General features: G+C 53.0%; 18 protein-coding genes and 1 pseudogene. 2 read left to right on the plus strand and 17 right to left on the minus strand.

The genetic code is table 11. The annotated features are described in order from the left end of the window. Positions 1-554: 554 nt before the first annotated feature. The 10 genes and pseudogenes from RB620_RS03610 to RB620_RS03660 all read right to left on the minus strand — a co-directional run bounded on the left by RB620_RS03610 (position 555) and on the right by RB620_RS03660 (position 12549). Positions 555-968 carry a hypothetical protein gene (locus RB620_RS03610; RefSeq protein ID WP_308092160.1) on the minus strand — a complete coding sequence of 138 codons (414 nt, stop codon included), beginning with the start codon at positions 966-968 and terminating at the stop codon, positions 555-557. 126 nt (positions 969-1094) lie between these two features. Then, a complete protein-coding gene (locus RB620_RS03615) occupies positions 1095-1652 on the minus strand; it encodes a hypothetical protein (RefSeq protein WP_308092161.1) in 558 nt (185 codons plus the stop codon). A gap of 744 nt (positions 1653-2396) precedes the next feature. Then, positions 2397-3164, minus strand: a complete 768-nt coding sequence (locus tag RB620_RS03625; protein WP_054024997.1) for a nucleotidyltransferase domain-containing protein — start codon at positions 3162-3164, stop codon at positions 2397-2399. A 198-nt stretch (positions 3165-3362) separates the two neighbouring features. Next, a pseudogene (locus RB620_RS03630) lies at positions 3363-3919 on the minus strand (GNAT family N-acetyltransferase). Between the two features lie 72 nt (positions 3920-3991). Then, on the minus strand, positions 3992-4237 hold the full coding sequence (locus tag RB620_RS03635; protein WP_308092164.1) for a hypothetical protein: 246 nt from the start codon (positions 4235-4237) through the stop codon (positions 3992-3994). A gap of 289 nt (positions 4238-4526) precedes the next feature. Beyond that, positions 4527-6149: an ABC transporter substrate-binding protein gene (locus RB620_RS03640; protein WP_308092165.1), complete on the minus strand. Its 1623-nt coding sequence runs from the start codon at positions 6147-6149 to the stop codon at positions 4527-4529. A gap of 109 nt (positions 6150-6258) precedes the next feature. After that, positions 6259-7167 (minus strand): carbohydrate ABC transporter permease, encoded by a 909-nt coding sequence (locus RB620_RS03645; RefSeq protein ID WP_308092166.1) that lies wholly within the window; start codon positions 7165-7167, stop codon positions 6259-6261. 30 nt (positions 7168-7197) lie between these two features. Continuing rightward, positions 7198-8163: an ABC transporter permease gene (locus RB620_RS03650; protein WP_308092167.1), complete on the minus strand. Its 966-nt coding sequence runs from the start codon at positions 8161-8163 to the stop codon at positions 7198-7200. 12 nt (positions 8164-8175) lie between these two features. Next, on the minus strand, positions 8176-11058 hold the full coding sequence (locus tag RB620_RS03655) for a beta-galactosidase (RefSeq protein ID WP_308092168.1): 2883 nt from the start codon (positions 11056-11058) through the stop codon (positions 8176-8178). A 432-nt stretch (positions 11059-11490) separates the two neighbouring features. Next, entirely contained in the window at positions 11491-12549 is a 1059-nt protein-coding gene (locus RB620_RS03660; RefSeq protein WP_308092169.1) for a LacI family DNA-binding transcriptional regulator, read from the minus strand. A 522-nt stretch (positions 12550-13071) separates the two neighbouring features. On the opposite strand from RB620_RS03660, the gene RB620_RS03665 reads away from it, so the two are divergent. After that, entirely contained in the window at positions 13072-14208 is a 1137-nt protein-coding gene (locus RB620_RS03665) for a stalk domain-containing protein (protein ID WP_308092170.1), read from the plus strand. Positions 14209-14294: 86 nt separating this feature from the next. Here the strand turns inward: RB620_RS03665 and RB620_RS03670 are convergent, their stop codons facing one another. The 6 genes from RB620_RS03670 to RB620_RS03695 form a co-directional block, all read right to left on the minus strand. Beyond that, a complete protein-coding gene (locus RB620_RS03670) occupies positions 14295-15233 on the minus strand; it encodes a VanW family protein (RefSeq protein WP_308092171.1) in 939 nt (312 codons plus the stop codon). A gap of 85 nt (positions 15234-15318) precedes the next feature. After that, on the minus strand, positions 15319-17529 hold the full coding sequence (locus tag RB620_RS03675) for a right-handed parallel beta-helix repeat-containing protein (protein WP_308092172.1): 2211 nt from the start codon (positions 17527-17529) through the stop codon (positions 15319-15321). 168 nt (positions 17530-17697) lie between these two features. Next, positions 17698-19035, minus strand: coding sequence for a DUF445 domain-containing protein (locus RB620_RS03680; RefSeq protein ID WP_308092173.1), 1338 nt, complete (start codon positions 19033-19035; stop codon positions 17698-17700). Next, complete coding sequence (locus RB620_RS03685) at positions 19032-20327, minus strand: DUF445 domain-containing protein (protein ID WP_308092174.1); 1296 nt, start codon at positions 20325-20327, stop codon at positions 19032-19034. The genes RB620_RS03680 and RB620_RS03685 overlap by 4 nt, the downstream gene beginning before the upstream one ends. Before the next feature lie 165 nt (positions 20328-20492). Continuing rightward, positions 20493-21500: a peptidoglycan-binding domain-containing protein gene (locus RB620_RS03690; protein WP_308092175.1), complete on the minus strand. Its 1008-nt coding sequence runs from the start codon at positions 21498-21500 to the stop codon at positions 20493-20495. A 209-nt stretch (positions 21501-21709) separates the two neighbouring features. Further along, positions 21710-24406, minus strand: coding sequence for a family 78 glycoside hydrolase catalytic domain (locus RB620_RS03695; RefSeq protein WP_308092176.1), 2697 nt, complete (start codon positions 24404-24406; stop codon positions 21710-21712). A 151-nt stretch (positions 24407-24557) separates the two neighbouring features. Between RB620_RS03695 and RB620_RS03700 the strand changes: the two genes are divergently transcribed. After that, positions 24558-25442, plus strand: a complete 885-nt coding sequence (locus RB620_RS03700; protein WP_308092177.1) for an AraC family transcriptional regulator — start codon at positions 24558-24560, stop codon at positions 25440-25442. On the opposite strand, the gene RB620_RS03705 is transcribed toward RB620_RS03700, so the two are convergent. Then, a complete protein-coding gene (locus RB620_RS03705; RefSeq protein ID WP_308092178.1) occupies positions 25439-26716 on the minus strand; it encodes an MFS transporter in 1278 nt (425 codons plus the stop codon). The genes RB620_RS03700 and RB620_RS03705 overlap by 4 nt on opposite strands. Positions 26717-26747: the final 31 nt, after the last annotated feature.

Consider the following 26747-nt stretch of genomic DNA (forward strand, 5'->3'; position numbering starts at 1 on the left):
TGTCTGCTAATACCGCGATTAGACGGGCATTTGCTACAACACCCCACCCATAACTGGTTGTAGTTTCCTGATCGCCCTATTCGAGTTGCTTGATATTATGGGCTTTCGAAATTTAGGTTTAACAACTTGCTCATGAATTTCCGTAGGTGCATAACCAGTCTTTGTGCAGCCTGAAAGCTTCAACTTATCGTTGAAAACAAATGATAACGATTCACATTTAGGGTGTGGAATTACAATTATATTATTTTTATCTATCACATCAATCTTCCAATTGTTTTCATTAGAGTACAATTCTACTCGGCTGAGTATGCTACTTACGCTATCATATGATGATGCAGTACCTTCGTAATGAATTGATAAACCCAATTTTAAGACCTCCCGAGTATCCGCATTTCAATAAACTCGACTATTTTCACCGCCAATTACTCCTAAGATATTCGCGAAGTCATTCAACAATCCTGCCCTTTAGCTTAATGGAAAATGGAGCAACTGCCGAACCGCAAGCTGCTCCAAAGTGTATTGAACTAAAGTGTCCCGTTAGCGTAATCAACGAATCACTTATTCGTTAATATGTATCTCGGCGGAGAACCAAATTCTTGCTCTGCTTCGAAATAAATAAGCTTGTTTGGAATGCACGAAATAAGGGTCGGCATTCCAAGACCAACTGCCTTTTCTAAAGCTGATGTTAGAGGCATCTCTTGACCATCAATACTGTCATTCCAAGAAATCACATAACAATTATCTCCTGCATCATGTTTCTTCAATAAAGTCGCAATATGCAAGTAATTAGAATTGGGCTTCGGTATTTCTGTCATGTAGTGCTCATTCAAAGTCTGCTTATAGTGATGGTTGAGACGACCTATCGCATCCTTACGTTTTTTTGGAGAAGACAACTCGAACAGAACCCGTTCTTGGATTCTCTTCTCAAAAAATGTTTTTACTACGATGGTTTCTAATTCACTGTTCAATCTTCACACCTACTTATTTATCTACTAATACAATTATAAACGCTTTTAAGCATCACTGCCTGCCCGTTAGCTTAATGACCTTATCATCAAACTATGGTAAGGCTTAGCTTTTATTCAACATGTAACCTACTTTACAGATTCCGCTATTCCAAAGAGCACATCCGCTGTAACATGATTCCCTATCCGACTATCTACTGACAGACGGTACTGCCATCCGTTTTTTTCAAACAATAAAATATTGAATCCTCCCCTAGCCTTTGGGGATTTTGTTGTAAAGTAAACTGCTTCACTACCGTCTTTAAATTTGTATTTTTTCCCATCTCTCTTTAACTTCCCATAGGCTAATTTCTGCTCAATAGGTCTTACATCAATCATATAGTGGTTTTTGCCGTGAGATTCATGGAGGTATTCTATTTGTAATTCGTCGTTATAATTCTCCTTGTCGTTTACACATCTACCCAAATGATGAGTAAATTCCATAGGTGGTAATTTAATTGGCAATTTAAGTTCTCTTTGATTAAGCGTTTCGCATTCCTTTAACGCTTTCCCAACCGACTTATACCCGATTTCGATATATGGCTCATCTAATTGAGGAACATCGCTCTGTGGTGCTACACTTGATGCAAATATTTCGTTTGTAAACAAGTTACTCAGTAGTAAACAAATTATCAGAAAGCGGCTCATGATATAACACCACCCTTTTTTAGGTAGTGTACCCATAGCCGATTATTTGTACTCGAACCACGAATCGCTTCTAATTTAGAGTGCGTTAAACTGCCCGTTACATCAACGAAAAACGGCAGCCGATCGTGTGACCGGTTGCCATCGAAAATAATTTTCTATACGCTTTGCTTTTGTTGATTCAACTCTCTACGAAGCTTTCCTCGAAATCCTAAATTCACTGTCGAAACAGCTTTATCAACGATTTTCGCATCTACTAAGCTGCATTTCTTGCAGACCGTCACTAGCTTACCTTCCGAGTTAGTCGCAGAATAAAGCAACTTTATTCTGGTCGCAAGGCAAATGGGACAGGTTCCTCTACCTCTAGAAAGTGTATTCCACAAACCCTTACCGCGTTTCGTTTTAGCCATTAGGAGCTCCTTTCAATATTGAAACATTAATAATGCCAATTTCTGTATGAACTGACTTTAATGATACTAATTCAGTATATAAATATAAAGGTAAAGAACAGTTATGGTAAAAGTATCCTGCCCCTTAATAAAAACAAGGAGCAGCTGCATGACAGATTCTGCTCCTTGTTTTTTCAACTAATGTGTCCCGTTAGCTCAATAGTCTTATGTTTTAATTAGAGTCGCTGCTTATAGTTGTGAGGCTTGCCGAACACCTAACGCAGTGACGTCCCGACGGGCTTAGGGGGCTGGATGTGGTCACTCGCTTCTCAGAGTGACCCGGAGCGTCAATATGGTGTTAGCCGAAGGAAGTTCTGGAAGCAGCCATTGCATTTAAGGCGTTCTCAAAATAGCTATATACTTCATCTGCAATTCCCAGAAACTCTTCAACAAGTACATTACTATCCAAGTAACAAGCATACAGATAATCAACTAAAGCGGAGTCAATCTCACAATAGTTTAATATGGCATTCTTCATCTTAATAATGTCATCTTGCCATACACCTGTATCTTCTAAAACCAAAGAGTATAATGCACGAATTAATCTCTTAGAGTAACCTTTAATATATCTAGTTTTCATTGTGTTATCACTAGCATTAGAAAGTAAACTATGTATACGATCTACTTCCTCCTTGGTCTCTGTATTTAAGTCTAAAATGAACTCTGGAGAAATAATTATCGGTGGTACTTTTTCACCAACGTCATGACCATATATGCAAACACAAATTATCTTTACCCAAAAACCCCACTCATTTGGTTTACTTAATACATCGTCAATCGAGCAAATTATCGTATCAATCTTAGTTACTACTGGATATTCTTCCAAAAGCCTGTCTTTAATATTTGACAATCTTTCGTAATCAATATCTTTGGGATTTACACATACAATAGTAAAGTCTGCATCTGACTTAAAAGGTTTAGCAGTTCCTTTTGGAATCGAGCCACACATATAAATGCTATGAATCTTACCTTTAAATTCGGTAAGTATATTATCTATATACTTATCAACAAAATCCTTATATTCACTTTGTATTACAATTCTATTTATAACTTTTTCTAATATCATATAGACTCCTCCTAAACTAAGAACTTCTTTCGGCTAACGTCTTTTTGCGAACTTCGTAAATTCGTCATGACTTAAGTTATTCGCGAAATCATTCAACTATCCTGCCCTTTAGCTTAATGGAAAATGGAGCAGCTGCCGAATAGCAATTTGCTCCATGGTGTATTGAACTAACGTTCCTCGTTAGTTTAATACAACATGTTATCCTTGTATCTTTGCAAAAATGAAGGTGTCCCTCAATTCACTTCCATCAGCCGATAAATCTTCGTTTTTGAAAGTACCCTCAAGTTCAAAGTATAATCGCTCAGGTATTAACTTGCTTCTTGTATTTTTTGTATCACAACGTATTTCCAACCTTCGGGCATTCAACTGGCTAAAAGCAAAATCACAAATACCTTTAACTGCTTCAGTCATATACCCATTGCAACTAAAACGTGTATGTATCCAATATCCAATTTCAAATTTCCGTACATCCCAATCTATGCTGTGTAAGCTTGACGTAGCAACAAATTGTCCCGTTTCTTTCAAAAAGACAAGGAATCTTAGACTTTCACGACTTAAAAATTTTACATACGCCTCTCTAACTGCAAGTTCAATATGGTTGGTTCATTTTGTACAAACTTTAACCAAGGTTTCAATTCATCTATCGAAGCATTAACGGCTTCAAACACAACCTTACCATCCCCTGGTTTTATCATTCTAATTACTAATCGTTCAGTATGAAACTCATCTGGAAAATCAATCATAATAGGTTTCATAAATTTCTCCTTTGGTTTATTCCTATCATACAATTCTTATATCGTGCGCGTAACTTTAGCGGAATGGGATTTTCATTCCTTTACTTCGACTAAATCTTCATCATCGCCAATTATTTCAAGAATCGGCTTTTTAAACGCCATTAGAATGGATTGAATCTTTTCCTCTAAGTGTTCCTTACTATCACCGCTAAGCACATTCTTACCCCATATCCATGAATCAGGAATGCCATTCTCATAATAAACTTCACATACATCATAGGAAACGAGCCCGTTTTTACAATCTTTCTTTAGAACCCTGTAATTCCAATATCTATCCAATACTCATTCCCCTTCAGTTTTTCACCATCTGTATAGTCATTATTTTTCTCATATTGTTTTTGAACTAATACAACTTTATTTTCCGAGTCTAACACTATATTTTTCAGTCTAATACTTAATTCTCTTTGGACAATAATGAGCCAATACCCCCTATTGTAACCGCTTCGTCATCCGAATAAAATAGGAATTTCCCAGAAGGAATCAGGTATTACGCTCCTTTTATTTGATTCCCTAACGCGAAAGCCGGTACCGAACGTTTACGTCCGGTACCGGCTTTGTTGGGCCGTGATTATCCTTCCATCAGCTTCTTGTATTCGTCCATCTGGCGCTGCAGCTCGGCAAGCACTTTATCGTAGCCGGCCGTCTTCAGCTTATTGCGGAACTCCTCGACGGCTTTCGCCGGATCGCCGGCTTTGCCGTACGTGATGGCCGGGCCCATCTCGCCGGATACTTGCGTGATCGCGGTCAGCTCCGCTTCCACCGGCGTTTTGTCGAAGACGAATTGGCCGTACGGATACGTCTTTTTGATGGCGTCGTATTCGGCGTAATACGTTTCTTCGACCTGATCCCATACCGTAGAGCTAGGAATTTCGAATTTGTCCACGCGGCCACCCCAGAAGTCGGCGTAGAAGCCGTGTTTCGCTTCGTCATAGCCTTCGGGCTGGAAGCGCTTTCCGTCCTTGATCTCGTATTGCACGCCTTCGAGGCCGTAGTTGATCAATTGGTAGATTTGTTCGTCGTTGCGGATGAGATCGTATGCCATCAGGGCTCGTTCCGGATTTTTGCTGTGCGCGCCGACCGACGTGCCACCGTGGGTGATCGACAGCTCCAGCAGGTTCGTGCCCCTCGTCCGGGCGAACGGGAACATCTGCAGTTCCGAACCCGGCTGGTCTTTATCCATCTGGACGCGCAGCGCCCCGAACGTCTGTGTATGATGTTGGTCCATGCCCGTTAGTCCGGCGCGCAGAGCGGCGCGGGTGTCGTTTTTGTTGTTCAGCACATCCTCGCGCCAGAAGCCGCGGTCCGCCCAATCCTTCATCATCGTCGCGAACTTGAGGAACGTGTCCTCGAATACGGGGCTGTTCACCGTATATTTGTCATCAAACGATTTGGTCGCGAAGATCGGCAGGTAACCCGTCGAGATCGGAAGCTCCAGGTTGTCGCTGTTCGAGGTGAAGAAGCCGCCGAACGTGCTCGACTGCCCCGCCGCGTCCCAAGGGAACACATCCGGTTTGTTGTCCTTGATGTACTGCAGGTACTTGCCGATCGTCTCCCAATCTTTGATCGGTTCGGTAATGCCCGCTTCCTTCGCCCAGTCGTCGCGGTAGTAGAAGCCGTGGTTGACCCACTGCGTGTAATCGTTCTCCGGAATCAGAACGATGTTGCCGTTATATTTGCTCTGCGCCCAGTCCTCTTCCGGTATGGAGTTCCACGTCTGCGGCGCGTACGTCGGCAGCAGCTCGTCCAGGTTCAGGAACGCGCCTCGCTGCGCATTGCCCCATGTATCGAGCCAGTCGGTACCGATCGTGATCAGGTCGATCGGTTCGCCGGAAGCGAGCGTCAGATTATATTTTGTTTGCCAGTCCGCCCATTCAACCCACTTCCATTCCAGCTCGGCGTTGATTTTTTCCTTCATTAATTTGTTCACTTCGGCCATGACCGCCTCGAATTGCCCGTTTGTCGGTTTGTTGCCCAGCACGACATAGCTGATCTTCACGAACTTCGAAGTGTCGATGCCCTTGTCGCCGGTATCTTCGCTCCCCTTGTTCTCCGTGTTGCCTTGGTTGTTCCCTCCTGTGTTCCCTCCTGTGTTGCCCGCGTTGCTGCCTCCGTTGTTGCCCGAGCAAGCCGCTAGCGTAAATACCATCACAATCGCGATAACCAAAGCGGAAATCTTTTTCATTCTCGACATTTTCGTTCTCCCCTTTGTTTTCCTTAGTTCGGGCTGATCGCCCGTTATGTGAAGAGGCCAAGGCGAAACAGCTTTCGCTGTCCTTTGGCGGCCTCGCGCACATCGCCTATCAGCCTTTGACGGCCCCAACCGTAATGCCCTTAATAAAATAACGCTGCACGAACGGGTAGAACAGGATAACCGGACCGGTTGCGACGACCGCGGTCGCCATCTTCATCGACTCCAGCGGCACGTCCCGTAGCTCTACGTTGGAAGCGGCTGCGGAATTGCGGATGAAGTCCGCTTGGGTGACGGCATTGTACAGGAAGAGCTGTAGCGGCCGGTATTTCACATCCGGCAGGAATAACATGGCGTGGTACCATTCGTTCCAATACCCCAAGGCGATGAACAGGCCGATGGTTGCGAGCGCCGGGGTCGTCATGGGGAGGATCAGCTTCATGAAGATCGTAAAGTCGCCGGCCCCGTCGATCTTCGCCGATTCCGTAATGGCATGAGGAATCGATCGGACGAAACTTTTCATCATGATAATAAGGAACGGACTAAGAAGGCCCGGCAGCAATACGGCAAGATAACTGTTTTTGAGGCTCAAATATTGCGTCATCAACAGGTAAAACGGTACGAGCCCTCCGGAGAACAGCGTCGTGAAATAGATGAAAAACGAAATGCCGTTCCGGTAGCCGAAATCCGGCCGCTGCAGCGCGTAGCCCGTCATCGCGACCAGGAATAAGCCGGCCGCGGTGCCCAAGATTGTAATGCCGAACGTAACGAGATAAGATCCGGCCATGTATTCGGGATTTTCGAATACGATCCGGTAGGCGAACGTACTGAATTCCTTGGGCCAAAAGTTAAAGCCGAACCGCTTGATCGAATCCTCGGACGTAAACGATGTGCCGAGCACGAGCAGGAACGGCAGCAGGCAACAGAGGGCGAACAGGGAGATGAACACGTACCCGAACGCCTGGACGGCAATGCCGCTGGCGTCGGTACGGATGCTGCGCGATTCCCCTGTATTTTCCATGGGTTGCACCTCCTTCTAAGTCGTTCAAAATTAAAATAAAGAATTTTCTGGCGAAGCTTTGCGCACGAGCCAGTTCGCGGTGATGACCACGATGAAGCCGAAGACGGATTGATACAAACTGACAGCGCTTCCAATCGAGAAGTTGAAGTTCGTCATCAAGGATCGGAACACGTACGTCTCGATTATGTCGGTTGTCGCGTACAGCGCGGTGTTGTTGGCGCCGACAAGGTTGTAGAACAATCCGAAGTTGCCTTTGAGCACTCCGCCGAGCGAGAACAAGAGGAGGATGATAAACGTCGGCTTCAGCCACGGCAGTACGATATAGATGATGCGCTGGAACGCGTTCGCCCCGTCGATCTCCGACGCTTCGATGATTTCGTTGTCGAGGCCCATGATGGCCGCGAAATAAATGATCGAGCCGTATCCCGTCGACTGCCAAAGGAACGTGAGGACGATAATGAACGGCCAAATGACGGGATTCGAATACGTTTTGACGGGCTCCATGCCCATCGACTCGAGCAAGCTGTTCAAGATGCCGTAATCATAGCTGAGTATGTTGTAGGCAATGAGGCCGATCAGGACGGCCGAAATGAAATGCGGCAGGAACATTAGCGTTTGCGCTATTTTCTTGAACCACTTTCTCCTCAGCTCGTTCAGCAGCACCGCCACGAAAATTTGCAGCACGTTGCCCAGCAAGATAAACACGATGTTGTACGCGACCGTGTTGAACGTCAGCCTCCACAGATCCCCGTTCATGACGAGAAACCGGAAATTGTCGAGCGCGACGAACGGACTGCGGAAGATGCCGTCGGAGTAGTTGTACTGGATAAACGCCAGATACAATCCAGGCATCGGCAAATACGCGAATATGATAAAAAAAGCGATGGCGGGCAAACACATGAACAGCAGCGTTTTGTTGTTCCAGAATCGTCTTAGCTTGCCCGAGCGGGCCCTGAGCGGTTTGCTCGGGGCCGTCTTCTCCAGGGCCGTCTCCATGTCGATCGCCTCCTATTCCGATTGCTGTACCGGAATGAACGAGATGTCGTTCAGCCGGCCTGGCGCCTCACGGTCGACTGCCTCGAGCAAAATCTCGATTTTGCCGCTGCCGCCGTTTCCGTCGATGCCGTCGATGCCTTCTTGGCTGCCATTGAACCACGCTCCCGGCAAGTAGACGGAAGTTTGACTCCCTCCCGTGACAACGGGCCGTTCGCCGCCGCTAGGCATCCAAAGCCTTCCGACGATTCGTCCTTCCAAGAACGCGGTCAGCTTCAGACCGCTGCCGTCGACCGTAACGCGCCAGCCTTTGCCGCCTTCGGAATTATTCGCTTCCGCATAAAGCCAAGCGACCGATCCGGACGCCAGCTCCATCGGGAGCTCCGCCGCGGCAGCCAACGCTCTCGCTTCTTCCGCATACCGGAGAAGCTCCGGCTCTTCCGCTGCACGCATGGTCCATTCGGCCGCTTCCACGCCCTCGTACAGCGTCACTTGGCCGGCTGGAAGTCCCAGCGCCCGCTCTAAGAACACCGTAAGCTCCACGTTTTGCCCCGCCTTGACGTACGGCGTAATGTCGACGTACGGGTCGAAAGGGTTCACGTCTCCGACCTCCGCTTCGCCGACGAACAGCTTCGCGCGAGCCTGCAAACCTTCGAAACAAAGCGTCCACGAATCCGCGTCCGCCGAAGCGAAGAACGAGCGGGCGTAATATTCGAGCGCCGGATGGTCGGGTGAGAGCCATCCGCCGAATCCGACGACCGGCCACAGGCTTCGGTCGGTCTGGCCGCCGATGAGCTCTTGTTTAATCATCCGGTCTGCGGACCGATGAACGCGCCAATTGCCGCTTAGCTGCTGGATATTCGTGATCGCTGCGATTCCGCGAATCCCTTTGCGCGAACTCAGCCTGAGTCCGGGCAGCCGGATATCGTCGAAGTTCGAGTGGCCCCAGATTTCCGTTCTCGCGAGCAAGCATCCGACTTCCCTGCCCCCATCGTCCAAAGAGATGTACCGGCTGCCGCCTCCCGGTACTGCCGTGCCAACGTACCGGCCATCGGAATAGATCGATACGATGTCGCTTCCCTGACGAAGGAGCAGCCCTTCGGCCTTTGCCCCGGCGGGCAGGCAAGCATCGGAGCCGTACCACGCGAATCCTCTGTATACTCCCAGCGATTCGAGCGGCTCCGCCTGTTTGATCTGCGTCTTCGACTCCGGCGCTCTCGATGGATGCTCCGCTATGATCCGCGATGCTGCCGGCGCCTCCGTATCGCACAGGCTAAGCTGCCATTGCTGGACGGCCGGCTGTCCTTCGACAACATAACGGATTGGCTGCTCGTATGTCGGATTTCCGTCCGGATCAAGCTCCGCGGAGATGAGCGCTTTCGCTCTCGAGTGAACGAGGATGGCCAATTCTCCTCCCGAATCCGATCGGAGCGTGAACCGGCATTCGCCGCGCCCGTCGAACGTTAATGCAAGCGCGTCCCCCTCTTGCTCGGCTTGACCTTGATCGTAGTCGACCGTTACCGATCCCGGGATTCGCAGCCTGATTGCACCCTTCCCCTCCGCGTGGAACAAGATAGCCGCCGTGCCCGACGGCAGCGTTTCCGCCCGATACAGCTCAGCCGTCGAAGACTCGAGGCGCCCCTGCATTCCCCATGCTGCGAGCGGCAGTTCTGCTGGTAAAGCAAGCGAGCGGCCTCCCTTCAGTTCGAAGCGGTCCCCGGGCGAATCTACTGTCGCGCGGTCCCTCAATGCGATCTCCTTGTCCCGGTCGTCCAAGTTGGTAACGAAGAGGATCCGGCCGCCGCCTTTTAGTTCAAGAGCATAAGGCCCGGCAATGCCTGCCGCGTCGCCTTCAATGCCGTACGCGGACGATGGGCTGCTAGACGTTTCTGCCTCCGCGAGCGCCGGGCCGTAGGCCAACATCATTCTCCTTAGCAGCCGCCCTTCATAGGCTTCCTCGCGAATATGCCCTTCAGGTGAAATCATGCCGCCGAAGTCGTAATCCGAAGTCATGAAGGCGAGCGGCATGCCCCAATTGTTCGTTGCGTTCGTGAAGCCGAAGTCGGTGCCCGATACCTGCAGATACGGCCCCAGCAGCTTGGTGCCGCAGGATAACAGCCGCCGCAGCAAGTAATGGGAGCGGTTCGTCTCCGTCACGAGCAGCGGATATCCCATACGGCCAAGCAGCTCGCGGTAATGCAGTACCTTGCCCTCGAAATCCGGATCGCGGTCATTCGGATAATAGTTGCAGGTCGGCATGACGCCGTCCGCCAGCCCGCTCGCCTGCGGAATACCGCCTTGGCCGGCGCAGGCGAATAACGGCACCGTTATTCCGTGCGCCAGCGCCATATCCCGCAGCGCCGCTATGTATCCGGCCGGGTCGGAGCAGCCATAGAAGTCCAGCTCGTTGTCCAGCTGCAGCGCGATCACCGTGCCGCCTTTTCCCGCTTCGTACGCTCTGATAACCGGCAGGATGCGGTCGAACCAGCGGGATACCGCTTGCAGGAAGACGGGATCGTTGTCCCTTAACCGGATATCGTCATCCGCCAGCAGATAGGCCGGAAGCGCCCCGCCATCCCATTCCGAGCAAATATACGGACCGGGCCTTGCCACGACCCATAATCCCGTATCTTTGGCCGCCGCCAGAAATTCGACGACGTCTCGTTCCCCTTCGAAATCCCAGCTTCCTTCGGAGCGCTCATGGTAGTTCCAAGGAAAATAAACGTCGATAGCGTTGTAGCCGAATGCCGCGAGCTGCTCCATCCGCTCCTTCCAGTAAGCTCTCGGGATGCGGAAGTAAAACAACGAAGCGCATAGGAGCAGCTCCGGCTTGCCATGAATGCGAACCGCGTCTCTCTCGAATTGAACGGCCGCGTCCGCTTGAACCGTACTTTTCACCGGCAATCCTCCTTAAAATCGAATTCATGTTTGACGATCCTCTCTAGCCCCCGAAAATGTAACCCGTTTCATGTAACCCGTTAAGTTTTCGACAAAATAAAAACACACGTCGTAATCCTAACCGATTCAAACAACTGCCAAATACCGATACTCGGTGCTCTGAAGTGTGTCTGCGCTAGCTTCACGATGTGTGTTCGTTATCTCGTTATGACTGGTGTAACGGGTTTCATTCTAGGCCATTAAGTGACGACGCCTTTTCAATTCCGATTGTAGGGGATCATGAAAGCGTTGTCAATCGTAATTTTTCAACCACCTAAATATTTATTAATTTCCGAGCTTCCCGGAAATAAAAATTATTATTGCGATAAACCTACCTCTAAACGCGGTCGATCATCTTCGAGGGGCTTCGGTTGAGGTTTTTTCAAATCTTTCCTACCCTTGTTCCCCACCCGGAGGTGCGGTTGACTCCCTGACGATCAGCTCAGGTTCGACGACGGTATTCCTCCGCACTCTGGCTTTGGAGATCAAGCCATGCAGCAGCTCGGCGGCGCCTTTGCCTACGTCGTAACACTTGAGCGAAATCGTCGTCAGCTCGGGGATGCTGTGCGAGGCGAACGGAATGTCGTCGAAGCCGATGATGGACAAGTCTTCCGGCACGCGCAGGCCTGCCTTGTACGCTTCCTTCATGACGCCGATCGCGACAAGATCGTTTGCGCAGAATACGGCGGTCGGACGCTTCGGCGCCGCAAGCAGCGCGCGCATGAACGCCTTGCCCTTCTCCACGGAGAATCCGCCGTCCAGCAGCCATTCCGGGCGAACGGGCAGTCCGTGCTTCTCCATCGTCGATGCGAAACCTTGGACGCGCTGAAGCGTATTCGACATTTTCCTGTACCCGCCGACAAACGCGATATCCCGATGCCCCAGCCCGATAAGATGCTCCGTCGCAAGAATCGCGCCGGCTTTCTCGTCGACGAAAATCCGGTTCAGCTTCTGCCCGGGCAACTGCCCGTTGATGAGCAGCAGCGGCAAACGTTTGCTGACCTCCGCCACTTCCTGGATTAATCGTTTATCGGGTTTGGCCAAATTGATGCGTCCGCCGATCATGACCAGACCATCGACCTGCTTCTCGAGCAGCAGATTCAAATATTGGGATTCCCGGACGTATTGCTCCTCATAGTCAGCATTGACCGATACCGTATCGCAAAGGAAGATCGTATATCCTTTGCTCCGCAATTCCTGCTCCAATCCTGCCAGCACTTCCGGGAAAAACGGGTTCGTGATGTCCGGGAGTATAACCCCGATCATGCTTGTCTCTTTCTTGAACAAACTTCTGGCCAGCGCATTCGGCTGGAACTGATACTTTTCGATCAAAGCGTTGATTTTGTCTCTCGTCGTTTTCTTCACTGGGGCCGTGTTATTCAGCACTCGCGAAACCGTAGCGACCGAAACATTGGCTTCTCTAGCAATATCATATACGGTAACCGGTTTCATAATTGTTCGCTCCTCCCCAAGTTCGTTCCTTTGTAGGATAGCAAATTTCCACATAATTGCAAAATGTTTTTTTCGGCGACCGGCGTCGCGTATATGGTTTTTCGTATACATTCGGCCCGTTGAGCCACAGAAAGGCGTAGCGTGTATGATTTTTCGTACACATTCAGCCCGATGCGCCGCATGAAGACAAAGAAAAGCTGTCCCTAAAAGTGTTTACTTTTGGGACAGCCCTGTTGCTATCTTGCGCATGAGAGAATAGAATCTCTCACTTTCGGTGTCCTCCCTGGGATAATCCATGTGATTTTGTGATAGATTTGTATTATCTTCTATCATACACAATCCACTATTATCTCCACTGTGAAAATCGTTCGACGAGGTCCGAATTTTGTTCTGAGCCTTAGCGAAAATCATCTTCGCGCATCGGCGGCGTCTTTCGGCAACATTCGACTTCAAGGGTCCGCTATAATAGCGGCATATTGATGTTTCATGTTTCATAACCCGCCCGAAGGAGTGAAGTACTGTATGGATGGTACGTTCCGCTTCATGAAGAAACCCGTTTTGGTTTGGCTGGCGATGATTCTGCTGGGCTTAACCCTGCTCCCTCTGACCGCCTACTCGGCAAGCGGGTCCGTCAAGGTGTACTTTAACGGCAAGCCGCTCCAATTCGAAGATGCGGAGCCCGTCATCAAGAACGGCAGGACGCTGGTGCCCTTCCGCAAAATTTTCGAGACGCTGGGCTATGAAGTGACTTGGGACGAACGAAACAGAATCGCGATCGGGGAGAAGGAGGGTTTCATGATTCAATTGCCGATCGATGGCACGATTGCCGCCGTTGGAGGCGAGAGCGTCGAGCTTGATGTTCCAGCCCAAATCGTAAAAGGAAGAACGCTCGTGCCTCTTCGTTTCGTATCGGAGAACAGCGGATATGAGGTATCCTACCTGAAAGTGAAGGAAGTCGCCATGATCGGAATCAGCGACGGGACGACGGCGAATCCGATTCCTCTGGCCGAGATGCCTTACTTCGTCACGGGACGCGTCGTGAACGAGCGGGGCGAGCCGGTGCCGAACGTGGATCTTTACGCGGACAACCAGCTTCTCTACAACAGCAATCTTTACGGAACGACCGACGAATACGGTTACTATGCCATCGAGTTGCCCATGCTGGCGACGACCTGGCACATGAGCGCAACGTTTGCCGCCGACTACAACGGGAAGTCATACGGCGTGAACGTTACCCCGGTCGACGACAAGCCTTTCGCGGGCAATACGGGCGCCGTCAGGAACTTTGTGCTCGGCTCTGTCACGGGCGAATTGTACTTGTATTTGGCCGACTACTCCCATCCGGACGACCCGGCACTTCCGCCGCCCGATCCGAACGACGTCGTGATCACCTTGTCTCCCGTCGGCCCGCTCCTGGACGGAAGCGAAGGCGAAACGATCGTGAAACGCGGCTCGAATTTTCCCGGCGGCTTCGGCATTCCCGATGTGCCGATCGGCAGGTACGAGGTGACGGCCCATTACATGCCGCTAGGAGAGAATCCCGTCCCGATGGATGTCCGCATCCGCAACCGCGGCGATTATGAACCGTCTGCCATCTTCGACTTTGAAAGCTTGACCGATACGATTCATCAGATCGAAATCGAAGCGAAGCTCCGGTAAGGCGATTCCGCTTAAAGAGCACAAAAAGGCTATCCTGTCGATGCGTTATACCGCGCCGTCAGGATAGCCTGTTTTTCGCCGAACCTCTACTCCCTCTTCCCGCCTACGCTGCGATTCTCGACCCGCACTTCCTCCGGAAGCGTCTTGGATGCCCCCGGCACTTCCCGCTGCCGCGTCTCCAGCATGTCGGAGGAGAAGATCGACACGCTCACCGCTCCAGCGCTCGCGAAAGCCCGGATCAGAATCGGATGGTTGTACGGATTCGTGAATACGAAATCCGGTCCGTACCAGCTGACCGTCGCGTCGCGGCCGGACGGGACGTAATGGACGTTGCGGCTGTGGGAGAACCGTTCGACGATCGTAAGTCCCGCCCTGTCCGCTGCGTTAAATAACGTCGAGGATACCTGGCAGATACCCCCGCCGATATCCTCGTACAGCTCGCCGCGCACGATGACGGGCGCCCGCAAATATCCTTTTTCCCTCGTTCGTTTGCCGACCGTGCCATTAAAGGAAAACCGTTCGCCGGGAAAAACGACGACGTTGTTGATCGCTTGCGCGGACAAGGCGATATTCGAAGAGCGGTTGCGGTTCCGGCTGTTGAAATACGTCGCGTAAGAGCCGATCGCGTTCAGCTTAATATTGGACAAAATTTCGCTGTCCACCCGGGGATAAACGGACCGCAGCGGAACTTCGAGCTCCGCCGCTCCTCCCTCGAACACGTACGAATAAAATCTGCCCCTGAATTCGGCGGCATGCAGCTTCGTCCCCGGTTTCTCCGGCACAATGCGCCCGGCTCCGTCCAGTACGGCGTTCCGAGGCTCCGTCTCTACTTGCTCCGCTATTCGATCCATAAGTGCGGCCAGCTTGGCTTCGTCCACGATCGGTACCCCCGGCTGGTCGTAGACGTAATCTTCTTTGTCGATCTGGATAACCGTATCGCCTTGATGGACGATGCTCAGCGATTGTTGAGGCTCTGCCGTTCCTCCTGCCAGAAGAAGCGCGGCCAGCATCCACTTGACGCTCATAAAAGTCTCAGCTCCCGATTACGAAGTAACCGGATTAGTATGCGGCAGATGAGGAAGGCTTATCCATGCCATGCGGACGGCGCTGTTACTTCTTCAGTTCGTTTCCTTCTGTCAAATCATTTGCCTTCAGCGCCAGCACGGCTTTCTCCAGAATATTATTCTTGATGGTATAGGACGGCGCGCCCGTTCCCGCGTAGGCCGTGGAGATGCCGATGGCCGGTAAGTTCGATTGGATCGAATTGCCCTGGATGACCGCCTTCAAAATATCGTGTTTTTCGGTTCGTTTCCAGTAATCGTTCAGCTTCACGAGCTCCACGTTCTCCTTCGTCAGGCGGCCTGCGGTAATCTTGTTGTTCTCGAGCAATACGTTCGCGGCAGCCTGAACGGAGATGGCGGTCGTATCGCCAAGCAATTCGAAGGTAGAGTTCTTCACGGTCAAATCCAGTTTTGGATGATCGGCAAGCAGACTAACGGCCGCGGTCGAGCTCGACTTGAACGTGCAGCCATTAAATACGTACTTCCCGCCTAAGCTTATGCCCGCCGCTCCCAGCCGCTTGCCCTCCGCGCCTTCAAACACGCAGTTATTGTAGGTAGCAGGCGGCAAAGACAGACCGAATTCGGAGTTGTAGCCGATCACCTTCAAATTGTCGATGACGCTGCCAGGCTCCGCTCCGCCGCTAACCGTCCTCAAATTCGATTCGCCGATAATTGTAATATTGGATAACTTCACCGGCTTGCCGAACAACGACAGCCCCGCTCCGAATCGTTTGTCCGAACTGCGTATCGTCACGTTCGTTGCCGTTACGCCATTCGGCTGCTTGGCGCTTATGCCGAGAAGCCCATCCGTGATCTCCATGCCGTCTATCGAGATGTTCGGTCCTTCAAGCGTCGTAAAAGAATGGTTCATCCGGTTGTTCACGAACTTCACGTCATGGTAAGCGATGATTCGCGTCGCGTCAAAATGATTATCCTTCACGAGCGCGCCCAAGAACGGAGGCGAAACCGCAAGTCCGATCGCGCCTTTGGATGCCATATGGTTGCCCTCTACGACCGCGTCCTTGCCGTCGTAGAGGATGACGTCGTAGGATGCGTTGTTGTGGAACTTGTTCCCTATGATGAATATGCGGCTGTTGCGGTTGCCGTTCTCCCCGAAACCGCCTTCGACGTCGATGCCGGACTGCGGCATCGTGCCTTTCATGTGGTGCAGCTCGTTGTTTTGGATGAGAACGAAGTCCGCGCCGCCAACTGTAATGCCTTGCCTGCGGTTGTATCCGAATTCGGAATTTTTGACGACAACGTCGGTGCTGAGCGCCCGGTTCCATTGCTCGATGTAGGCGCCTTTGAAGCCCGACTGATGGAAGACGAGATGAGCGTAGCTCGCTCCGTCCGGCAGCTGAAGAATATCGCGTGTTTTCACGCCTTTCTTCAAACTGATCAGCGCGTTTTTGCTTGAATAGAAGTAGATATCGAAGCTGCGGTTCAGCTTGATCGGGTTGGACATTTCGAATTCGCCGCGCTCCTTGAATATCGCATGGTCGAACTTAATCGGCATCACTGTCCGAATTCGCTTGGCGTCGGCAATCGGCTTGCCTTTGTCGTCGATGCCTCCGGATACGAAGCTGTTCTCGTACAGATCGTGCACCATCGTTCCATGGGCGCCAAGAACTAATCCGTCACCCGTAAAATGAGTCGCGGTTACGCCCTCGATCGTGACGCCTTCCGCGCCGATCACGCTAATGCCGTATCCGCCTTCATGCGTTCCCGCCGTATGGGAGCTGTCCCTCTTGGAATAATCATGCGAGTCCTTGTCCCCTTTGATGACGCCGCCCCTAATCGTGACGTTGTTGGCCCCGTACCCGACGTTCAGGAGTTGATAGCTTTCCTTGCCATTCGTTTCCTTCTGGAGCGTCACCTTGTCCGTCAAGTCGAGCAACATGTTGCCAACCATATCGATCCGGCTGTTCTTATCGATCAAGTACGTACCGGGAGGAAGCTTAACGGCCGTAATGCCGGACTTCTTCGCCCACGCCAGCGCTTTGTTAATCCCCCTCGTCGTCTCGACGGGCTTCGTCCCGTCGTTCCGAATCCCCCACTTCGCGAGATCAATGACATGAGGCTTCTCCTGATACTTCACATTCGCCGCGCCTTCGGGCAGCGGTCTCTCCGTCTTCGCCGCTGTCTCGCCGTTAAGCCGTTTATCCGCTACTTGGACAAATGCGGCTTCCTTGCCGAGCGAAGCAGCCGCAACTATTGAAACATGAACGGCAATCAACAAACTCCAAACGATATATTTCACGTTAACCCTCCCGATGATTCATCAATTTTTGCAAATAAATTCCACTCCCTTCCAATATAACATTGCACTCGTGCGATATTAAGAACGAATAGACCTAATTTTGACAAAGAACCCCGAGCGAAGGCAGGCGCAGCCGTCCTCTCGGGGTTCCAAATCGGGCATAAAGCACTAGAACAGGTCGAGCAAAGGCGCGTAAATACCATGCAGGAAGCCGTACAGAAGCGCGCCGACGGCCGCGCCGATGAACGCCCCGTTCAGACGGATGCGCTGCAGATCGGTATCGACCTTGCTTTCGATGAAACGGACGAGACGCTCTTCCGTGAATCCGCCGAGCGTCTTGCGCACGATTCTTCCGATCACGGCATGCTCCGTCTCGATCACCTGCCTTACGAACTGCTGGGCGTACGATTCGAGCCGCAATTTCGTCTCTTCGTCCTGCTTGAACCATTCCCAATAGGAGGCAAGCAGCTTCACGAACCAGGCCTTCACGTCTTCCTGCCGCAAGGCGCCATCGCCCGTAACGATATATTTCATCTCGGCGCCGTCTTCCAGCAAGCCTTTTATCGTATCGAGAAGCGCTCCGATCGTCGGCTGCAACGAAATCTGTTCCAGCACTTCCAGCTTCCAGACATCCACCGCGGCGGCGATATCGTCGCTGCCCGACAGCCGGTCCGCCAATACGTGTAGCTGGTTCTCGAGCATGACGCGGAGCTCATGATCCGGTCGCTTCAGCTGCTCCATGAATTGCTTCAAATCCTGATGAAGGGTTCGCGCGGCGTCGTCCAGGTTTATCGCATCCGCCGATTCCGCAAAATCGACGAGCTTCTGCTTGAACCACCTCGCGAGCGATCCGCCTTCGTTCACGAATTTGTCCTTCTCCTTGGCGAGCATGTCGCGGATGGCTTCCTTCACCGAATCGCCTTCCGTCAGCTTCGCCGCGTAATCGACGATGTAGCCCAGCCAGGCTTGAATGTTCTGATTATTCAGTATCCACTTGAGCGCCTTGCCGGCGTAAGCGGACAGATTGACTCCTTGCAGCGCCTTCCTCGCATGTTTGTCCAGCTTAGCGGAAGCCGAGGCCGTATCCAATCGGCGAATCAACCCGTGCAGCAGCTGCCAGCCGAGATCGGACACGCGCCTGCCGTCCGGCCGACTGTCCGCCCATGCAATGAACGCTTCCACCAGTCGGAACTGCTTCATTTTATCCCGAATCAGCTCCTTATTCAGCAGCTGCTCTTCGACCATGTAAGTCACGCCTTCCACCAGCTTATCCCGATTGCGCGGAATGATCGCGGTATGCGGCACCCACTTCCAACCGAACGGATGGCGAAACAGGACGGTGACGGCGAATAAATCCGCAAGCGCGCCGACCAGTCCGGCTTCGGCCACGTACAAGAGGAAGCGCGTCCACCACTCGCCTGGGTAGAGGTAGAGGCAAGTCGCCGCTCCCGCAAACAAGACGGCAAGCAGAATAAGACTGGCGTTGGCCTTTTGTTTCATCGTCATGTTTCGCCGCCTCCGATCCAGAAGGTAACGAAGAAGAGCAGGATCCCGACGCAAGCGCCGACGATCATGCCGTTCAGCCGGATATATTGCAGGTCCTTGCCTGCTTTATCCTTCACTAGCTCGATCAGGTCGACCTCCGAGAAGGCGCTCAGCTTTTCCTTCACCATCAAGCCAATCATCGCATGTTTTTGTTCGATCCACGAGAGCAGGCTTTTTTTGATCATGCCGTCAATGGACGATTGAAGCTCCCGATCCCCGGCGAACCGCTGGATCGCCTTGTCGATCTGATCGTGCAGCCACTTAACGGGCGGCGTTTCGGTTTGCTCTTCTCGGATATCTTGACCGAGCAGCTTGTTCCGGAGCGAATCCAGACGCGAAGCAAGGAACTCGTCGAACCGAAGATTCCCCTCCGCGGCCGAAAGCAGCTTTTGTTTGCCTTCCTCGACCTTAAGCCGCAACTCCTCGTCCTCGCGCAGCCTCGTCACGAACTCGGCAATTTTGCCGCGCAGCATATCCCGCTGAGGATGATCCTCCTGCCTGAATTGCTCCAAGAACCGCACGATCCACTCCTGCACTCGTACGCTGATGGCATGGGCGTTTAATCCGGCCGTAAAATCGACCAGCCGCCGTCGGAATTTATCCCCTTCATAAGAACGGATTGCGGTGGCCGCGAACTTCTCGATCAACTCGCGGAACTGAGTCGAGCCCGCAAGCCTCGCGAATTGCTCCGCGAAGAACGTAATGACGCGTTCGTCATAGCTGTTCTTCACGCTCCAATCCGCCACGTCCGCGATGAGATCGGCGATTTGGATCGTGCCGGCCCGCTCGGATACGAAGGATTGAATGCCCGATGCCAATTCCTCCGCGTTCACCTTGCCGAGCAAATCCCCAGCAAGCTTCGCGGCCAGCTCTTTTGCGTTCGCCGATCCTCCGTGTTCGGTCAAGTAGCGGATGACGACCTCCGACAAATTCAGATCGTCCACCGTATCGCGAATGGCCTCGACGGTTAGAAGCTCCTTCTCCACCATGTCCACGAGTTCGCCGATCAGCCGCTCCCTGTTCCTCGAAATAATATGAGTGCCCATCCAAGAAGGCCAGCCGATTTGCAGCGGATTGCCGAACAACGCGCTGATCGCGAACGAATCCGCCAAGCCTCCGATCGTCGCGGCGCTGCAAGCAGCAAATATCAGACCTCCGCCGAACGTTTGCTGGAACGGAAACGCCGCCAAAATGCCAGCCGCCGACAACGCGAGCAGCATATTCGCTTGTCCTCTTATGCTTCTCTTCCCCATGCCCGCATCACCAACTTTACAATAGTTGCTAGAATCTTCTAAAGGCTGAACACGTACTTCTATTGCTAGTTTACCCTTTTTTGGATGCGCCAACCACCTTAGCAACAGAGAAGGACCTGACGCGTTGGTCAGGCCCTTCAATATGCGAATCGTTATTGCGTTCGTTTATTGCTGGCTTTTGGACTTGCTGTCAACGCCCGGGGATACTTTGCCGCCGCCGTTGCCCGTGCCTACGCCGCCAACGTTGCCTTTGCCGCCGCCCGTGCCCGTGCCTCCGACGTTGCCTTTGCCGCCGCCGTTACCCGTGCCCGTACCGCCAACATTGCCTTTGCCGCCGTTGCCCGTGCCCGTGCCGCCAACATTGCCTTTGCCGCCGTTGCCCGTACCCGTGCCGCCAACGTTACCTTTGCCGTTGCCAGTGCCCGTGCCGCCGACATTGCCTTTGCCATTGCCTGTGCCCGTGCCGCCGACGTTGCCTTTGCCATTACCTGTGCCCGTGCCGCCGCCCATGTCTCCTTTGCCGCCGCCGACTCCGCCGCCCATGTCGCCTTTGCCGCCGCCAACTCCGCCGCCTGCGCCATTACCGACTCCGCCGCCTGCACCGCCGCCAACTCCGCCGCCTGCACCGCCGCCAACTCCGCCGCCTGCACCGCCGCCAACTCCGCCGCCTGCGCCGCCTCCAACTCCGCCGCCTGCGCTGCCTCCAGCTCCGCCGCCTGCGCCGCCACCAGCACCGCCGCCTGCGCCGCCTCCAGCACCGCCGCCTGCGCCGCCTCCAGCTCCGCCGCTTGCACCGCCGCCTGCGCCATTACCGGCTCCGCCGCCGAGATTTTTCGCTTTACCTTTCCATTTCGCTTGGGCTTTTGTGCCAGCCTTCGCCGAGGAATAGGAATAAGTAATGGATTGTAACGTTTTGTCGTCCACCGCTCCCGTCATCGGAAGACCGTGCATCTTCTGGTAATACTTCACGCCTTTAACAGTTTGGGGACCGTAATAACCGTCAATCGGACCCGCATAGCTGCCAATGGATTTCAGCATGCCCTGGATGACGTAAACGTCCGGGCCTTTCGCTTTTTTGCCAACGGCAAGCGTCGTATGCGGCAAGCTGAACATCAACGCCAAAGTAATGACGGCCACGCTTAAGTATTTTGCTGCCTTGACGCCTCTCTTCATCGGCTTCCCTTTTTTTGCGACATCACGGTACTGATTCTCCACTTTATGCACACAGCCTTTCTAATCGGGGTTTTATATTACCTAGCTTACTATCCCCATTTTTTCGATTTCATTGCAGACCCATCCAAAAAAATCATTCTCTCGAAAAAACAACAAAACAGCCCATCCGGACCGCGAATGCGACGGGAGGGGCTGCAGAGAATGATTCGTTATTTCGTTGCCATCGATACGCCTTGTTTCGCGTAAGCGTACATAAACCGGTATGTGCCGGAGCCAGCTTCGAGCGTTACGCCGCTATCCGTTTCGGTGATTGTTACGCCTGCAGCCTTGCCAAGCGGCAATCCGCCTTCCTCGACGTCGGCCGCTTTGGCCGCTCCCGGCAATCGGATCTCCGCCGTCGCGTTCGGCGGTACAACGACCTCTAGCTCGATGCGGCCTTCTCCGCTGATCTTCCATGCGGAGCGGACCGCCCCGTACATCGTCTCGATCGATCCTTCGGCCCAAGTAAGCTCCCCGCCGGGCTGAGGCGCCACGACGAACTTCTTGTACCCTGGCGCCGATTCGACGGGCTGGATGCCCGCTACGGTTCGGTAGAGCCAATCGCCGATCGCGCCGTACGCATAGTGGTTGAAAGAGTTCATTTCGCTGCTCCAGAAGCTGCCGTCCTCCTTGATGCCGTCCCAATGCTCCCAGATTGTCGTCGCGCCTTTGGTCACCGGATACAGCCAGGACGGCAGATCCTGCTGCAACAAAAGTTTATACGCATCGTCCAGCATGCCGTGTTTGCTAAGCACATGACTAATGTACGGCGTGCCGACGAAGCCGGTCGTCAAGTGATGCTTGCTTGTTTCGAGCAGCTCCTTCAGCCGCTTCGCCGCCCGCTTCTCGGACGGTCCGTCCAGAAGCTCGAACATAAGCGCGAGCACGTGTCCCGTCTGCGTCGACGACGAGAGACGGCCTCCCGGCGTGACGAACTCCTCCCGGAACGCCGCGATCACCCGCTCTTGAAGCTCCGCATACGCCTCCGCATCCTCTGAACGCCCTAGCACTTCCGCCGTTTTGCGCATCAGCGTGACCGAGTAAGCATAAAACGCGGAAGCGATCAAATCGCGATCCGTCGCCCCAACATAATCGCCGGACTTCGCGTCCAGGCCGAGCCAATCCCCGAAGTGGAAGCCGGTATTCCACAAGTAAGGCTGATCGCCTTGCGCGCGAATATACGATATCCAGCTCGCCATGCTTTCGTATTGGCTTTCCAGGATCCGTTTGTCGCCGTAGCAGGCATAGATCGTCCAAGGGCAAATAACCGCCGCGTCCCCCCAAGCCGCCGACGCGTACGAGCCTTTGTCCAGCACATGCGGCACTACGAACGGCACGGCGCCGTCTTCCCGCTGGTCCGTGGCCAAATCGCCGAGCCACTTCGTGAAGAACGGAGCGACATTCGCCAGATAGGCGGCCGTCTGGACGAACATCTGCGCATCGCCGGTCCAGCCCAGCCGCTCGTCGCGCTGCGGACAATCCGTCGGCACGTCGAGGAAGTTCCCCTTGAGTCCCCAACGAATGTTGCTCTGCAGCTGGTTGATGAGCGGATTCGAACAAGCGAAGCTTCCCGTCTCCTCCATGTCCGAATGGAGAACAACCGCTTCGAACGCTTCCGGATCGTACGGCGTCATGAAACCTTCCAGCCGGACGTAACGGAACCCTTGGAACGTAAACCGCGGTTGGTACGTTTCAATGCCTTCGCCCCTCATCGTATACCGGATTTTCTGCTTCGCGCTCCGCAGATTGTCCGTATAAAAGTTTCCATCCGCATCGAGCACTTCGGCATGCGAGATAGACACTTCGCTGCCTGCCGCTCCACTGATGCTGAACTTCACCCAGCCGACCAAATTTTGGCCGAAATCGATGACCGTTTCGCCCTTCGGCGTCGTCAGCCAGCCGACCGGCTTTAAAGTCTGGATCTTGCGCACCGGTTCGTTGATCTGCGGCGTAAGCAGGTCGAAGCCTCGTTCGATCCGCTCCACGCTCCGCCATTCGCCCGTCTCCGCGAACGCCGCCGTGCTCCAGCCGTTCATTTCGTCTCTTGCATCGTAAGTCTCGCCGTGATAAAGCTCCGCCATCTTGATCGGTCCCGGCGCCGACGTCCAGCTGCCATCGGACGCGATCACCGTCCGGCCTCCGTCTTCGTACTCGACATGCAGCTCCATCAGAAGCGCCAGCCGGTCTCCGTACACGGCTTTCTGGTCTTGCCAGGCAAGGTACCCTTTGTACCAGCCGTTGCCGAGCCAAGCGCCGATCGCGTTATCGCCCGGCGCGACCAGACCCGTCACGTCGTACGTTTGCGTCTGCAGGATATGGCCGTAACTCGTCCAGCCCGGCGCGAAATACGAATCTCCCACACGTTTTCCGTTAAGCTCAAGCTCGTAGATGCCAAGCGCCGTCGCGTAGATTCTTGCTTGCTTCACCGGTCCGGACAAGGCGAATGATTTGCGAAGCAAAGGCGCCTGCTCGGCATCCGCCGGCAATTGCGAGAGCGGAGCGGTTATCCATTCCCCCTGCCACCGATCGCCGCGCAGCTTGCCCGTTTCGTAGAAAGACGTCTCCGACCAATCCGATTCAAGGTCGTTCCGATCCCAGACGCGGACCCGATAATAATAGCGCTTGCAGGCGTCGGAAATAAGCCCCTTCGTCTCAACGTGGATCGATTGATCCGAGGTTACTTTGCCCGATTCCCATACCTTCAGTCCGAATGCGGCGTCCTCGGCGACTTGGATTTCATAAGCCGATTGGGTAACGCCCCGTTCTCCAGCAAGAGCCTCCAGCTTCCAGCTTAAGCGCGGCTCCCGCTCTCCGATCCCGATCGGATTTTGTTGATATTCGCATCTGACCTGCGTGACTTGGACCATGGTTCACCCTCCATTAGTTGCAGCCGGCTTCTAGGCCGCGGCCGAATATTTTTAATTATAAGAGAGCGCTTTCGTTCGATTACAGGTATAATGGACATGAATACTAGGCATAACGGACATGACAACGATAACGGGATGGGGAGGAGCTTGGATGAAACGGTCAATTGAGACTTACCGCGGCCATTATTTTTTCCGGCACGAGCAACTGCTCCATGTCAATCGAAACGCCGAAAATTTCGATGCGCCGTTCCACGACCATGATTTTCTCGAAATCGCCTATATCGTGGAGGGAGAAGGTTTCCATCATGTAGGAGAATCCGTGCAGAAGGTTCGCAGAGGGGATATCTTTTTTATTCCGATCGGCATCTCGCATGTGTTCCGGCCGACCTCGACGAGCGGCCATCGGCTGATCGTGATCAACTGTTTGTTCTCTCCACGGCTGCTGCCGAAGCTTGCCGCCTTCGCAACGGAGAAAAAGACCATCGGGTTCTTGAACCGGATGGCCGAAGGAAGATTGGACTATTACGCGTCACCGGACCGGAACGACCGGTTCCAGCGGTTGTTTCAATCGTTGTACGAGCAATATGCCGCCCCGCTCCCGGGCTCCGAAGATTTTTTGCACTCGCTTTTATTCCAGCTGACGATCGAGCTTTACCGTTCGATGGAATGGACGGCCGAAGGTCTCGCGCTCCCGAAGGAAGCCGCATTCCAAGACTTGCTTCATTACCTCGAACTGAACTTCCAGCACGAATTAACCTTAGCCCACCTGTCCCGCATAAGCGGCTTCAGCGAACGGCATCTTCAGCGGCTGTTCCACATCAATACCGGGCAGAGCTGGTTCAAATATTTGCAGACGGTGCGCATCCGCAAAAGCACGGAGCTGCTGCGCCGTACGTCGGACAAAATCCAGACGATCGCGGAAACGGTGGGCTACAAGGATATCCATTCCTTTAATGTCGTCTTCAAGCGGCTGACGGGCCTAACGCCAAGGCAATACCGGCTGGAATCCGAGTCCGCAGCCGAGCAAGCACGCTAGCTTCTGTCTTTGCCCCGTTCCGTTTGTTGTTCAGCGCCTTTCTCCTTGATCAAGAGAACGAGCAAATATTGCAGAACCGCCATGACGAACAAGATTACGGGCATGATTGATGATTCCAGGTCGGAAGCGAACAGGACGAGCAGCGCGATCGACAGCACCCTGCCGACGTTCAGGAACAGCTCCCGCATGACGACCGACTCGATGCGCAGCTGTCCCTTGAGCGGAAGCGAGCCGATCAGCCGGTAATAATAGGACGTCAGCGTATTGATCGCAAGCGGGTTGCAGATCGAGAACAGAATCATGAACAACACGACGGACCACAGCTCGACGCCGAAGAGCAGCAATCCTGCTCCGATGACGACGCCCGTCGTGGACAGGAACACGTATTGTCTTACGTTTTCCTTCTGCGCCTTGCGCGAGATGACGTAACCCGTGGCTACGGTCAGCGAAGAGAAAAACACGCCCAAGTAACCGACCCAATCCTCGCGCCCCACCGCTTGGAACAGCATTATGTTCGGAAGAAACAACATGAGCCCTTGGAAAAGCCCCAAGACGAAAAAGCTGTAAAGCGCCTTCAGCCAGCGGCGGTTCCGATGCATGACAAGCCCCATGAACTTCAAGTAATACGCTTTATGATGCGACTTGACCATCGGAATGCGGAAGCTGATCAGTGCCGCGATGACGAACATGATGAACGCCAGCGTAAAAATGATAACGTAACCCTGTAAACCATCGTTCCGCTGAATGACGAATCCGGCAAGCGCCGGTCCCGCGAGGCCCGCGCTGTTGAACATGACCATGTTCATCGCGAGGAAACGAATTCGGTTCGCGTCCGTCGAGACGTCGTATTGAAGGACCAAGTACCCCGTCCAATAAAAACCCGCAGCAATGCCGTTAAACAAGGCAAACCAGATGTAGAAGTTCGGCACCTGCTCCTGCGCGATGATCACCATCAAATAAAATAACGCGATCATCACGATGCCGATTCGATACGTCACCATCCGATCGCGTTTCTTCGCGATCCATCCGCCGGCGGCGAAGGCAATCGGCGTTATCGCGAACACAATGAGGTTATAAAGCGCGTTGACCGCCAGATCCTGCGTCAATCGCCACAGATACAAGTTTAGGAACAAACCGGACATTGATGCCCCGAACTGAAAGCAGCTATGGATGACGAGCGCGGTAACCGCATCCTTCCCGAGCCTTCTCTCCGGCGGGAGCGCTTCCCTTTTTATCATGTTTTTAACGCTCAGCAGTGCATGTCGCAATCGCATTTGTTGTTCCCCCCATAGCGAATCCCGTATC

Origin of the sequence: Paenibacillus sp. LHD-117 (assembly GCF_030929555.1) — a bacterium.
Taxonomy (GTDB): Bacteria; Bacillota; Bacilli; order Paenibacillales; family Paenibacillaceae; genus Pristimantibacillus.

Coding starts and splice junctions, on each gene's coding strand:
- RB620_RS03615 (WP_308092161.1), bottom strand. CDS start 1,652: ATGAGCCGCTTTCTGATAATTTGTTTACTACTGAGTAACTTGTTTACA.
- RB620_RS03625 (WP_054024997.1), bottom strand. CDS start 3,164: ATGATATTAGAAAAAGTTATAAATAGAATTGTAATACAAAGTGAATAT.
- RB620_RS03640 (WP_308092165.1), bottom strand. CDS start 6,149: ATGTCGAGAATGAAAAAGATTTCCGCTTTGGTTATCGCGATTGTGATG.
- RB620_RS03645 (WP_308092166.1), bottom strand. CDS start 7,167: ATGGAAAATACAGGGGAATCGCGCAGCATCCGTACCGACGCCAGCGGC.
- RB620_RS03650 (WP_308092167.1), bottom strand. CDS start 8,163: ATGGAGACGGCCCTGGAGAAGACGGCCCCGAGCAAACCGCTCAGGGCC.
- RB620_RS03660 (WP_308092169.1), bottom strand. CDS start 12,549: ATGAAACCGGTTACCGTATATGATATTGCTAGAGAAGCCAATGTTTCG.
- RB620_RS03665 (WP_308092170.1), top strand. CDS start 13,072: ATGGATGGTACGTTCCGCTTCATGAAGAAACCCGTTTTGGTTTGGCTG.
- RB620_RS03670 (WP_308092171.1), bottom strand. CDS start 15,233: ATGAGCGTCAAGTGGATGCTGGCCGCGCTTCTTCTGGCAGGAGGAACG.
- RB620_RS03680 (WP_308092173.1), bottom strand. CDS start 19,035: ATGACGATGAAACAAAAGGCCAACGCCAGTCTTATTCTGCTTGCCGTC.
- RB620_RS03685 (WP_308092174.1), bottom strand. CDS start 20,327: ATGGGGAAGAGAAGCATAAGAGGACAAGCGAATATGCTGCTCGCGTTG.
- RB620_RS03690 (WP_308092175.1), bottom strand. CDS start 21,500: ATGAAGAGAGGCGTCAAGGCAGCAAAATACTTAAGCGTGGCCGTCATT.
- RB620_RS03695 (WP_308092176.1), bottom strand. CDS start 24,406: ATGGTCCAAGTCACGCAGGTCAGATGCGAATATCAACAAAATCCGATC.
- RB620_RS03700 (WP_308092177.1), top strand. CDS start 24,558: ATGAAACGGTCAATTGAGACTTACCGCGGCCATTATTTTTTCCGGCAC.
- RB620_RS03705 (WP_308092178.1), bottom strand. CDS start 26,716: ATGCGATTGCGACATGCACTGCTGAGCGTTAAAAACATGATAAAAAGG.